This window comes from Aerosticca soli, from assembly GCF_003967035.1.
GTDB lineage: Bacteria > Pseudomonadota > Gammaproteobacteria > Xanthomonadales > Rhodanobacteraceae > Aerosticca > Aerosticca soli.
The window spans coordinates 1,524,600-1,536,730 of the sequence record NZ_AP018560.1 but is presented as its reverse complement, the minus strand read 5'-3'; the positions used below and the strand labels follow the sequence as shown (position 1 = coordinate 1,536,730).

Here is a 12,131-nt window from a genome sequence, read left to right as displayed (position 1 = left end):
GCGGCGCGGCGTGCATCGGATGCCGCCCCATGCCGAGGCTCCTGCTTCATCCATTGACCGGAGGGACCGATGAGCGAGTTCGATTTCACCGCTTTTTTGAAGCTCATGGTGCACAAGAAGGCTTCCGATCTCTTCATCACCGCCGGCCTTGCGCCCTCGATGAAGGTCCAGGGCAAGATTGCGCCGATCACACAGAGTCCGCTCTCGGCCCAGCAGGCGCGGGACATGGTGCTCAATGTGATGACGCCCGCCCAGCGCGAGGAATTTGAAAAGACCCACGAATGCCAGTTCGCCATTTCGGCCCAGGGCGTCGGACGCTTTCGCGTCTCGTGCTTCTACCAGCGCAACTGCGTAGGCATGGTGTTGCGCCGGATCGAAACCAAGATCCCGACCGTGGAAGAACTCAACCTGCCGCCGATCGTCCAGCAGCTTGCCATGACCAAACGCGGCATCGTGATCCTGGTCGGTGCGACGGGTACCGGCAAGTCGACTTCGCTGGCGGCGATGATCGGCTACCGCAACCAGCATTCCAGCGGTCACATCATCACCATCGAGGATCCGATCGAGTACGTGCACCGCCACGAGGGCTGCATCATCACCCAGCGCGAAATCGGCATCGATACCGACAGCTGGGAGAACGCGCTCAAGAACACGCTGCGCCAGGCCCCGGACGTGATCATGATCGGCGAGGTGCGCACCCGCGAAACCATGGAGCACGCGATCAATTTCGCCGAGACCGGCCATCTGGTGCTGTGTACGCTACATGCCAACAACGCCAATCAGGCGCTCGATCGCATCATCCATTTCTTTCCCGAGGATCGGCGCCAGCAGGTCTTCATGGATCTGTCGCTGAATCTCAAGGGCATCGTCGCGCAGCAGCTGATTCCCTCGCCTGACGGCAAGGTGCGCCGGGTCGCGGTGGAAGTGCTGCTGGGCACGCCACTGGTGCAGGACTACATCCGTCAGGGCGAGGTGCACAAGCTCAAGGACGTGATGAAAGAGTCGACCAACCTCGGCATGCAGACCTTCGATCAGAGTCTGGTCGAGCTCTATCACGCCGGAGAGATCAGCTACGAGGATGCGCTTCGCCACGCCGACAGTTCCAACGAAGTGCGCCTCGCCATCAAGCTCGCGCGCGGGGGCGATGCACGGACCCTGTCGCAGGGCTTAGATGGCGTCGAGGTCGAGGAGGCGCGTGACTGGCAGGGTGGCGGGGCGTATATCAGGAAGCGTCCGTAGGCGATCCGGAAATAAAAAACGCGGACAGCCTTTCGACTGTCCGCGCTGCGACCTAGACGGCCGACTCAGTGCGCGCTGTCGCTGTGCGCGGCGGCATCGACCTTGAGTTCACTGGTGTCGACCTTCTTGACGCCCTTGACCTTGCTGGCGACATGTTCGGCCTTGGTGCGCTCCTGGTTGCTGCCGACGGTGCCGCTCAGGGTGACCACGCCATCGGTGGTATGGACTTCGATGTTGGTCGAATGAATGCCCTTGGTGGCGGCAAGCTCAGACTTCACCTTGGTCGTGATCCAGGCGTCGGCCGCCTTATCGGGCACGGTCTGGTTGCTCGAGGCTTGCGTCCCGGTGGTGCTGGCTTCCTGCGCCTGCGCGGCAGCGGCGCCGATGGCCGTCATAGCCAGGGCAGCGCTCAGCAGGGCCTTGCGGACGGGGAAAAGGCTGGGCATACGAGACTCCTTTGGGTTTTTCCGTAAGGGATGAGTGGCGGCATGGGAATGCCGTCGCCACCGAAGATAATCGGACCCCCGGTGAAGACGGCGTCGCCGCCCGGCGTGCCGTTCAGCCCATCGTCAAAATCTTGCCGGCATCGGCCGAGGCGTTTCCTACTTGAATTCGGTCGTGCTGGTGAGGACCAGGCCGGCGTTTTCCAGGTGGGCTTCCAGCCGCAGCGACTTGATGCGCTCGGCCTGCGTGCGCATGGCCGCGAATTGCCGTCGCAGGCGCTCGCGGGCAGCGGCTTTTTCGGCGTCCACATCGCCCGCCTGTCCAGTCGCCGGGCCACCGATGTCCGCCAGCGTATCGGCCTTGTCCTGCAGCAGTTTGACCCAGGTGAGGTACATCGCGCCGTCCACATGGGCGCGCAACAGTTGCCCGGCGGCACCGGGCGGATCGGCCAGATCGCGGGCCAGGCTGGTGTCGGCATCCTGGCCGATGGCCAGCGCCAGCACCTGCGGCGTCATGGCCAGCCAGCCGGGCTGGCCGAAGGCGGCGCTCAGTGCTGCCGGTAGGGCGACGGGCTTGCCGTCCGGATGGATTTTGAGCTCGGCCAGCGCCGGATTCATCATCTGACCGGTTGCCAGCAATCCGGCCGGGTTGCGTGAGGCCACCAGCAGGCTGCCCTTGATCGTGGGCGTCGTCCGGCCGGATTTCGCGTCAGCCTCGTCCAGGTCGAGCCGATCCAGGGCCAGGCGCACACCGAGCAGGTCGCCGAAGGGCGGCATCGCGGCCTTCTGCATCGCCAGACCGAGCTTGGCGAAAGTCTCGTTGAGGTCGACCAATGCCGGGCAGGTGAAGGGCTTGGCGGTCACCGCATCGGCCTGCGCCGTCCAGAACGAGCGCATCTGCATCACCGGCAGCGCCAGGCTGAAATCGAAGGGGGCGACATGACCGCCGCCAAGGCCGGGCAGGGCGATGGCCTGCATGAAGGCCTGGGTGATGTCGCCGGCCAGGGCGACGTCGAAGCGCACTTCCTGCAGATGGGCTTCCAGGCGCGTATAGCCCAGGCTGACGGCGGGTACGCGGGCCGCGATGCGTGCGGCATCGGCGGCACAGGAAGGATCGCTCTGCAATTGATTGGCGACCGGTTCGCCGGTGCGTGCCGATTCCGTCTCGGCATGCGCCTTGCGCAGCGCGGCGAACAGCGGGTCCTTGCCGCTTGCCAGCATGGGCAGGGCGCGGGTGAGATCGAGCTGGCCGACCAGCCAGGGCTGGTAGCCCTTGGCCTTGGCCAGATCGCGCAGGCGATCGTCCTCTTCCAGGTTGTGCTCGGGCCGGTCCAGGCCGAAGGTCTGGCGCAGCATGGCCCGGGGCGCCTCGGCGGGCAGCAGCGCGGCCACCGCCTGTCGGCCGACCTGCGCGAGCACGAATTGGGTGCCGGAAGCGGGCAGGACGTAGCGCCGGTAACGCTGGCCATCGACGGCCACCTGTTCGAGCGCTTTGCCGTAGGCGGCTTCCAACCGGCCGACGAAGGCGTCGAAGGCGGCGGGATCGGCCAGCTGGAAACGGGCCACCGGCGCCAGACCAAGCCCGTAGACGGCCGAGTAGCCCTTGATGTCCAGGCCCACGTCGTGGGCGAACTGGGCGATGGACTTGCCGTCGAGCTCGCCGGCGAGGGCGCGCAGCAGCCGCGCGCCTTCCGGATCGCGGGCCGCCAGTTCATCGGCAGCGGCGCGCAGCTGCTGCAGCTGCGCGGGAAGCTGCGCGTCGGCCTGGGCCAGCAGCGCCTGGCGGGTGGCATCGTCGAGCAGCTCGAGATTGGCAAGGACATAAGGCGTGTCCACCGGCACGTAGGCCAGTGGCACATCCTTGGCCCGCTTGTGGCCGCAGGCAGCCAGGAGCAGGCCGGTCAGGCCAAGCGCAAGCACGCGCGTCGTGGTTCGCATCGCTGTTCCCAAAAGTTAAAAAAATGCTGGGCCATTATGCCCAAGGGCGACCTCTGCGGTACACGCCGCTCAGCGGCCGAGTAGCTCCGCCAGGACGGCCATGCGCACGAAGACGCCATTGCCCACCTGTTCGAGAATGCGCGACTGCGCGCCGTCGGCGACCTCCGAGGCGATTTCGACATCGCGGTTGAGCGGTCCCGGGTGCATGACCAGGCAGCCGCGCGCGGCCAGCGCCAGCCGGCGGCGATCGAGGCCGTAGGACCTGAAATAGGCTTTTTCGTCGGGGAGCTCGGAGGTCGCCATGCGTTCCTTCTGCAGACGCAGCATGATCGCGACGTCGGCGCCGGTGATGGCTTCGTCGAAGTCCTGGTAAAAACTGCACTGGGGAAACTCGGCCGGTTCGGGCATCAGCGCGGCCGGACCGCACAGGCGGATTTCGCGCACGCCGAGCGTGGCCAGCGCATGCACGTCCGAGCGCGCGACCCGCGAATGCTTCACGTCACCGCAGATGGTCACCGTGAGCGCGTCCAAATCGGGCCGGTGCTGGCGGATGGTCAGGACATCCAGCAAGCCCTGGGTCGGGTGCGCGCGGTTGCCGTCGCCGGCGTTGATCACCGAGACGGCGCTCATCGCATGGCGCACCAGCTCGTCCGGCGTGCCGGAAACCTTGTGCCGCACGATGATCGCGTCCAGATGCATCGCCTCCAGCGTGTGCAGGGTGTCGTACAGCGCCTCGCCCTTGCTGGTGGAGGAAAAGCCGATGTCGAAGTTGACCACGTCGGCGCCGAGCCGGCGTGCCGCCAGCTCGAACGAGGTGCGGGTGCGGGTGGAAGGCTCGAAGAACAAATTGAGCACGGTGCGCCCGGCCAGAAGGTCGAGCTTGCGCGTCCCGTGGGCGCAGGCATCGCGCATGGCGAGGGCGCGGTCGAGCAGATGCTCGATGGTTGCGCGGGGCAGATTTTCCAGCGTGGTCAGATGACGCAGGCGGCAGCTCATGGTCGGCTCGGCTCGGAAGGATCGGGACTTGCGCAAGCCGGATCGAGCAGCCAGCGCTCCAGAATGACCGCGGCGGCCACGGCATCGAGCTGCGCGGCATCGCGTCGCCTGCGCAGGCCCTGCGCGCGCGCGGCGGCGAAGCGTTCGGCAGCCTCCTGCGAGCTGTGCCGCTCGTCCACCAGGACCACCGGCAGGCCATAGCGTTGCCGCAGGTCGTCGGCGAAACGGCGCGCGCGGCGGCTCGCCGGCTGTTCGGCGCCATCGAGCCTCAGCGGCAGGCCGACGACCAGGAGCTCGGGCTGCCAGGCGCGATGCACAGCATCGATGTGCGACCAATCCGGCGTCTGCCCATGCACGGCCGCCACGGCCACGGCACGCGCACTGGCGGCGATGCGGTTGCCGACGGCGATGCCGATCCGTCGATGCCCGACATCAAAGCCCAGCACGTTGCTCATGCGTGGCCGGCATAGCCCGGCAGTTGCAAGGGATCGATGCCGACCAGGCCGGCCGCCGCGCTCCAGCGCTCCTCGAGCGGGGTTTGGAACAGCACCCGGTCGCTGGCTTCCACCGTGAGCCAGGTGTTTTCCTTGAGCTCCTGCTCCAGCTGCCCGGCGCTCCAGCCGGCATAGCCCAAGGCCAGCAAGGCCTGGCGCGGGCCCTCGCCGGCGGCCAGCGCGACCAGGATGTCGCGCGAGGTGGTGACCGACCAGCGCTCGTCGATGCGATAGCTCGACTCCCAGTGGCCGTCGTCGCGATGGAGCACGAAACCGCGTTCCTGCTGGACCGGGCCGCCGATCAGTACCGGCCGGTCGGCGATTTCGGGATCTTCGCAAGACAGCTTCAGCTGTGCGAGCACGTCGCCCAGACGGTATTCGGAGACCTGGTTGATCAAGAGGCCGACCGCGCCGTTCTCGTCGTGCTGGCAAAGAAAAGCCACCGCGCGGGCAAAGGGCGGCTCGGTGAGCCTGGGCATGGCAATCAGGAAATGGCCAGCCAAAGTCTGGGAGGTGCGAGAGGACATGGCGTTCATTGTAGATAAGTGGCATCACCCTCTGCACGCCGGATGCAGAAGAAACATGAACGAAAATGCGCTTCGTGCATACACGGCCTCAACCGTAGCCTGGGGTATAAGGTGCCGGCGCGAGTCAAGACGGTTGCGCTCGAAGCCTTCGGTTCAAAGGTATTTGCGCATTCGCACTCGCCAAACAGCCCGATTTCATCTACCAACGTGAAGAGGATGGATGTCATGAACAAGCGTCGACTGAATCTCAAGCTGCCGACCGTGTGCATTGCCGCGGCCCTGGTCCTGGGCGGACTCACCATGAGCGGCTGCACCACCACGCCACCCAATTCGGATGCCAGCGGCCAGAGCGCCCGCGCCGCGCTGGACCACGAAGTGGATGCCACCTTGGCGCGTCTGTACAAGGTGGTGCCGGGCTCCAAAGAGCTGATCCAGCGGTCGGCCGGCGTGCTGGTGTTCCCGTCGGTGGTGGGCGGCAGCTTCATCGTCGGTGCCGAATACGGCAAGGGCGCGCTGCGCGAGGGCGGCCGGACCACCGGCTACTACAGCACCACGGCAGGTTCGCTCGGCTTCCAGGCCGGCGGCCAGTCCAAGGCCGTCATCTATGTGTTCAACACCCGCGAAGCCCTCAACGAGTTCAAGGCCAGCAGTGGCTGGACGGTCGGGGCCAACGCCCGCGTGGCGGTTGCCAAGATGGGTGCCGATGGCTCCATCAGCACCGAAACGGCCAAGCAGCCGGTGGCCGCTTTCGTGCTGACCAACGTCGGCCTGGAGGCCGGCGCGGCGATCGGCGGTGCCAAGATCAGCCGCATCACGCTGTAAATCCGCTTGCTTTCTTCACCCGGCGTCGCGTGATCCTTGCGGATCGCGCGACGTTTTTTTGCGTCAACGGTTCCTGAGCACTCCGCCGGGCAGGAACTGCCAGGTGCGGGTGATGTGCAGCTCGTCGATGCGTTCCTCGCTCGGTATCGGGGCGAAGGGCGCGGCCAGGCGCACGATCTGGATCGCCGCACGGTCCAGGATCGGCTGACCGGAGCTGCGTGTCACGTCGATGGCCTTGACGCTGCCGTCGCGGGCCAGGGTCACGGTCAACTCCAGCTCGCCGTGCAGACCGCGCCGGCGCGCCTCCTCGGGGTAATTGAGGTTGCCGATGCGTTCCACGCGGTCGACCCAGCCGCGCATGTAGGCCGCATAGGCGTACTCCCGCGTATTGGCGGAGATGAATTTCTTCTTCGGCCGCTTGGCATAGGCTTCGGTCCGCGCGCGCAATTCCGCGGCGAGGGCGGCCATTTCCTCGGCGCGACGGCGTTCGTCGGCGTCGGGCAGGGCCTGGGATTCCTGCACGCGGTGCTCCTGCGCGCTTGGGACCGTGACGCCGGCCTCGCCACGGGTGGTGATGAGGTGCATGGGCGTCGCCGTCTGCGGGCGAGGTTCGGTCGCCTCGACCGGTCGTGGCGCAGTGCCCTGGGTGGGTATCGGCAGCGGTCCGGCGACGGGCGCCGAAGGGCGCGCCACGCGATCCTGCTCGCCGCCGCCCTGGTTGTCGAGCTGGGCCAGGAAATCCGCATGTACGGGAGCCCGGCGGTTGGCTACGTCCACCAGGGTGACGTCCAGGGTGGGCAGGGACGGGGCGGGCTTCGCGTAATGGAAGGTGACGCCGAGGATGACCAGACCATGCAGCAACAACGAGAACAGCAGGGTGGCGCCGAAGGGCTCGGCGCCGGCGTTGCGGCCGACGGCGTTCACGCGCGGTCGCGCTCCAGGGCGTCGAACAGCAGTCCGGCGATGTTGAGGCCGTACTGGGCGTCGAGCTCGCGCGCGCAGGTCGGCGAGGTGACGTTGATCTCGGTGAGATAATCGCCGATCACGTCCAGCCCGACGAAACGCAGCCCGCGCTGGCGCAATGCCGGACCGACCTCGGCGGCGATCCAGCGGTCGCGCTCGTTGAGGGGGACGCCGACGCCGCGCCCGCCCGCGGCGAGGTTGCCGCGGAACTCGCCTTCCCGCGGGATCCGGGCCAGCGCGTAGGGCACCGGCTCGCCGTCGACCATCAGGATGCGCTTGTCGCCAGCCTGGATCTGCGGGATGAAACGCTGAGCGACGGTGAAGCGGCGGCCTTCGCCGTGGGGCCCGCCGCCGAGCAGGGTCTCCAGGATCACGTTGAGATTGGGGTCGCCCGCCCGCACGCGGAAGATGCCGCGTCCGCCCATGCCGTCCAGCGGCTTCAGCACGACCTCCTCGTGCTCGGCGACGAAGGCCTTGAGTTCATCCGCATCGCGGGCGACCAGGGTGGGCGCCATGCACTGCGGAAAGTCGAGGGCGAACAGTTTCTCGTTGCAGTCGCGCAGTGCCCGCGGGTCGTTGACCACCATGACGCCCGCCCGCTGGGCGCGTTCGAGCACCATGGTGTCGTAGACGAACTCGGCATCCACCGGCGGGTCCTTGCGCATCAGCACCAGGTCCATCTCGCGCAGATCGCGCCAGACCGGCTCGCCGAGCAGATACCAGCCGTTGACGTCGTCACGCACCGACAGCGGCGCCAGCCGGGCGAACGGGGCCTCCTGGCGCAGCGCAAGGTCGCCCTGCTCCATGTAATGGAGCGCATGGCCGCGCCGCTGGGCTTCCAGCAGCAGGGCGAAGGTGGTGTCCTTGACGATCTTGATCGATGCGATGGGGTCCATCAGCACCGCGACCGAACGCGGCATCGTGTGTCTCCGATAGAAGCGTGCCGGAACCCGGCATACGCATGTTCGCCGAGCGCGATGCCTTGCGGCAAGCACCGGATGCCCTCAAGCCGCCGTCATTGCATACCGATAAGCTGTGATGGCAAGTGCAGAGTGCAAAGGCTCGGCTTGACGCGCTGCGGGGCAGGCAGTAAACAGCAGGTCGGCAGTGATCGGCAGCCGTGTCGCCGCACCTTCAAGTCGTCTGGTTCTTCATGCGCGCCGCTGGCGCTTTGTCGAAGTTGTTGCCTCGGCCTGGGGTGGGCTGCGGGGGGAATAGTGAACCTGAACTCGAACGCTAACGGTCTGGCCGGTCTCAAGGTCATGGTGATCGACGACTCCAAGACCATCCGGCGCACCGCGGAGACGTTGCTCAGGAAGGAAGGCTGCGAGGTGCTGACCGCCGTCGATGGCTTCGAGGCGCTAGCCAAGATCGCCGAGCACAAGCCCGCGATCATCTTCGTGGACATCATGATGCCGCGGCTGGACGGCTATCAGACCTGCGCGCTGATCAAGAACAATCCGCAGTTCCGCGGCACGCCGGTCATCATGCTGAGTTCCAAGGACGGCCTGTTCGACAAGGCCCGGGGGCGCATCGTCGGCGCCGAGCAATACCTCACCAAGCCCTTCACCCGCGACGAACTCTTGGGCGCCATCCAGCGCCACGTCGGTCAGCCGGCCTGAAGGAGCGGACAGGGGACATGGCGAGCATTTTGATCATCGACGACTCACCGGTGGACGTGCGCGTGCTCACCGGCATGCTCGAAAAGGCCGGGCATCGGGTCGTGGCCGCCGGGACGGCCGAGGAAGGCATCGAGCGGGTCCATCGCGAGCGTCCGGACCTCATCCTCATGGATGTCATCATGCCCGGCCTCAACGGCTTCCAGGCCACCCGCATGCTGACCCGGCATCCGCAGACCATGGACGTACCGGTGGTGATGATCACCACCAAGTCCATGGAAAGCGATCGCGTATGGGGCCTGCGCCAGGGCGCGCGCGCCTTCATCACCAAGCCGGTCGATGCGGGCGCGTTGCTCGCCTGTATCGACGACCTGCTGGCGCGCGCCGCATGAATGCCCTCGCGCTCTCGCCGTTCGAGATCCTGGCGCGCTACGAGCGTCTTTCGCTTGCGCATGCGCTCGAGCTGGAGGATCGCCTCGACGCTCCTGGCCTGTGGCGCGGCATCGGCTATCGCGTGGGCGCACGCAGCCTGGCCAGCGGCATCGAGGAAATCAGCGAACTGCTCGCGGTGCCCGCGATCACTCCGGTACCGGGCACGCAGCCGTGGATGCTCGGCATTGCCAACGTGCGCGGCAATCTGGTGCCGGTGATCGATCTGGCCCGGTTCCTGTTCGACATGCGCACCACGCCCGGGGAGCGCAGCCGGTTGCTGGTGGTCCGTCAGGGCGGCGGCGCGGTGGCGCTGCTCGTCGACGAGGTTTACGGACAGCGCACCGTGGATGAGACCCAGCGGCAGACTTCGGTGGCCGAGGATGATCCGCGACTCGCGCGATTCGTGGAGCGGCGCGTGCAGGTCGATGGCCAGGAGCTGGCACTGTTCAGCATGAGCCGGTTGGTGCGGGCTCCGGATTTTCGCCAGGCAGCCGCCTGAATAGTGCGGACGTGATGGAGAGGCGCCTTGCCGGGCCTTTTTTCGAGGGAAATGCCGCGCCGTGGTCGTACGGCGCGGCGGGTGGAAAGACGACGAGGTGGCCGAAATGAAAGCAGCAGGGGGCGTCGGCAAGGAACGGGGCTATACCGGCCTCATCGTTCTCTTGCTGCTGGCGATCGCATTCGCCGCGGTCGATTTTTTCATGCTGTTCCAGAAAAACGGCGAGGACCGCCAGGCCATCGGCCTGACCACGCAGATCCAGGTGCTTTCGCAGCAGACGGCGAAATATGCGCTGGAGGCCGCGGGTGGCAATGTCGACGCCTTCAAGGAACTCGAAGGCACCCGCAACGCCATCGACTCGGCGGTCACCCGCCTGGCCAAGGGCGATCCGCGGACTGGCATGCCGGCCTATGGTGACGGCAATGCCAGCCCGGTCGGGCGCGCGGTCACGGCCCTGAGCCAGGCCTGGACGCAGCTCGACGGCGACATCCGCAAGATCCTTTCCAGCAAGGCGGTCATTCTGGAGTCGGCCGACCGCGCCGACCGCATCGCCAAGCAGATGCCCCTGCTCAATTCGAGCATGGACCAGGTCACCAACATTCTGCAGCAGCGCGGCGGCAACGCCGAACAGATGCTCGGGGCCTCGCGCCAGATGCTGCTGGCCGACCGCATCATCCGCCGCGTACAGGAGGTCCTGCAGGGCGGCGAGGGTGTGCAGGCCGCCGCGGATGGCCTGGCCCGTGATGCCCAGCTCTACGGCGCGGTGCTGGACGGTTTGCTGCAGGGCAACGCCGACACCGGCACCCAGGCGATCGGGGACGCGAATGCGCACAAGATCCTCGCCGACATGCAGGCCAACTGGCAGACCCTGGCCGAGCCGATCGCCAAGCTGGTCGCCACCGCCGGCAATCTCGCCGAGGTGAAGCTGGCCGGCAACCAGGCCTCGCTGGATTCGCAGAACGTGCTGTTGCGTGCGAACGAACTGGCCGAACAGATCGGCCGGCTGCCCTACCGCCGCCTATTCCCCAACGTGGAGTGGGGCGTGTTCGGCGCCCTGGCCGCAGTGGCCTTCGCACTGCTTTTGGTGGTGGCCCTGGTCGGCGATCAGCGCCGTCGCTTCCGCGAGAGTACCGAGCTCAACCAGCGCAACCAGGAGGCGATCATGCGCCTGCTGGACGAGATGGGTTCGCTGGCCGAGGGCGACCTCACCGTCAAGACGACCGTTTCCGAGGACATCACCGGGGCGATCGCCGATTCGGTGAACTACGCGATCGACGAGCTGCGCACGCTGGTGACCACGATCAACGAGACGTCCGAGCAGGTGTCCTCCTCCGCGCAGGAAACCCAGACCACCGCCCGCCAGCTCGCCGACGCCGCCGAGCATCAGGCCCAGCGGATCAGCTCGGCCACCAGCGCGATCAACCAGATCGCGAGCCAGATGGACGGCGTGTCGCGCGATTCGGCCGAATCGGCCGAGGTGGCCGAGCGCTCGGTCGAGATCGCCTCGCGCGGCGCGCAGGTGGTGCGCGAGACCATTTCCGGGATGGACTCGATCCGCGACCAGATCCAGGAGACCTCCAAGCGGATCAAGCGGCTGGGCGAATCCTCGCAGGAGATCGGTTCGATCGTGGAGCTCATCAACGACATCGCCGAGCAGACCAACATCCTCGCCCTGAACGCGGCCATCCAGGCCGCCTCGGCCGGCGAGGCCGGACGCGGTTTCGCGGTGGTCGCCGACGAAGTGCAGCGGCTCGCCGAGCGTTCCGCCAGCGCCACCAAGCGCATCGAGGCACTGGTCAAGGCGATTCAGTCCGATACCAACGAGGCGGTCCATTCGATGGAGCAGACCACGGCAGAGGTGGTCGCCGGCGCGCGCAAGGCCGAGGATGCCGGCAGCGCGCTCGGCGACATCGAGCGCGTGTCGCACGATCTTTCGGCGCTGATCCAGAACATCTCCACCGCCGCGCGCGCGCAGTCCGATGCGGCGACGCACATTTCCCAGTCCATGAACGCGATCCAGGAGATCACCTCGCAGACCTCGCAGGGCGCGAGCCGGACCGCCGAGTCGATCGGTTACCTGGCCAAGCTGGCCAGCGACCTGCGGCGTTCGGTGGCGCACTTCAAACTGCCGGGTTGAGCGGCGGGACCTTACGGCAACC

General features: G+C 66.8%; 13 protein-coding genes. 6 read left to right on the top strand and 7 right to left on the bottom strand.

From position 1 onward, the window contains the following. The first annotated feature begins 69 nt into the window (after positions 1-69). Positions 70-1,239, top strand: a complete 1,170-nt coding sequence (locus tag ALSL_RS07230; RefSeq protein WP_126537836.1) for a PilT/PilU family type 4a pilus ATPase — start codon at positions 70-72, stop codon at positions 1,237-1,239. A gap of 65 nt (positions 1,240-1,304) precedes the next feature. On the opposite strand, the gene ALSL_RS07225 is transcribed toward ALSL_RS07230, so the two are convergent. The 5 genes from ALSL_RS07225 to ALSL_RS07205 all read right to left on the bottom strand — a co-directional run bounded on the left by ALSL_RS07225 (position 1,305) and on the right by ALSL_RS07205 (position 5,637). Beyond that, the gene (locus ALSL_RS07225) at positions 1,305-1,685 is read right to left on the bottom strand and encodes a BON domain-containing protein (RefSeq protein ID WP_126537834.1); all 381 of its coding nucleotides are present in this window, start codon (positions 1,683-1,685) and stop codon (positions 1,305-1,307) included. 156 nt (positions 1,686-1,841) lie between these two features. After that, entirely contained in the window at positions 1,842-3,620 is a 1,779-nt protein-coding gene (locus tag ALSL_RS07220; protein WP_126537832.1) for a hypothetical protein, read from the bottom strand. Positions 3,621-3,689: 69 nt separating this feature from the next. After that, complete coding sequence (locus ALSL_RS07215; RefSeq protein WP_126537830.1) at positions 3,690-4,616, bottom strand: aspartate carbamoyltransferase catalytic subunit; 927 nt, start codon at positions 4,614-4,616, stop codon at positions 3,690-3,692. Further along, positions 4,613-5,071 (bottom strand): Holliday junction resolvase RuvX, encoded by a 459-nt coding sequence (gene ruvX, locus ALSL_RS07210; RefSeq protein WP_126537828.1) that lies wholly within the window; start codon positions 5,069-5,071, stop codon positions 4,613-4,615. Before ruvX ends, ALSL_RS07215 begins: the two co-directional genes overlap by 4 nt. Continuing rightward, the gene (locus ALSL_RS07205; protein WP_126537826.1) at positions 5,068-5,637 is read right to left on the bottom strand and encodes a YqgE/AlgH family protein; all 570 of its coding nucleotides are present in this window, start codon (positions 5,635-5,637) and stop codon (positions 5,068-5,070) included. The genes ruvX and ALSL_RS07205 overlap by 4 nt, the downstream gene beginning before the upstream one ends. Positions 5,638-5,862: 225 nt before the next feature. Between ALSL_RS07205 and ALSL_RS07200 the strand changes: the two genes are divergently transcribed. Continuing rightward, a complete protein-coding gene (locus ALSL_RS07200) occupies positions 5,863-6,459 on the top strand; it encodes a BPSL1445 family SYLF domain-containing lipoprotein (RefSeq protein ID WP_126537824.1) in 597 nt (198 codons plus the stop codon). Positions 6,460-6,522: 63 nt separating this feature from the next. On the opposite strand, the gene ALSL_RS07195 is transcribed toward ALSL_RS07200, so the two are convergent. Together ALSL_RS07195 and gshB are read right to left on the bottom strand one after the other, a co-directional pair. Then, entirely contained in the window at positions 6,523-7,383 is an 861-nt protein-coding gene (locus ALSL_RS07195; protein ID WP_231700186.1) for an energy transducer TonB, read from the bottom strand. Then, complete coding sequence (gshB, locus tag ALSL_RS07190; RefSeq protein ID WP_126537822.1) at positions 7,380-8,342, bottom strand: glutathione synthase; 963 nt, start codon at positions 8,340-8,342, stop codon at positions 7,380-7,382. Before gshB ends, ALSL_RS07195 begins: the two co-directional genes overlap by 4 nt. Positions 8,343-8,684: 342 nt before the next feature. On the opposite strand from gshB, the gene ALSL_RS07185 reads away from it, so the two are divergent. From ALSL_RS07185 to ALSL_RS07170, 4 genes are all read left to right on the top strand, one after another. Beyond that, positions 8,685-9,044, top strand: a complete 360-nt coding sequence (locus ALSL_RS07185) for a response regulator (RefSeq protein WP_126540093.1) — start codon at positions 8,685-8,687, stop codon at positions 9,042-9,044. A 17-nt stretch (positions 9,045-9,061) separates the two neighbouring features. Next, positions 9,062-9,433, top strand: coding sequence for a response regulator (locus tag ALSL_RS07180; RefSeq protein ID WP_126537820.1), 372 nt, complete (start codon positions 9,062-9,064; stop codon positions 9,431-9,433). Next, a complete protein-coding gene (locus ALSL_RS07175; RefSeq protein WP_126537818.1) occupies positions 9,430-9,972 on the top strand; it encodes a chemotaxis protein CheW in 543 nt (180 codons plus the stop codon). Before ALSL_RS07180 ends, ALSL_RS07175 begins: the two co-directional genes overlap by 4 nt. Positions 9,973-10,078: 106 nt before the next feature. Beyond that, on the top strand, positions 10,079-12,109 hold the full coding sequence (locus ALSL_RS07170) for a methyl-accepting chemotaxis protein (RefSeq protein WP_126537816.1): 2,031 nt from the start codon (positions 10,079-10,081) through the stop codon (positions 12,107-12,109). The last annotated feature ends 22 nt before the right edge of the window (positions 12,110-12,131 follow it).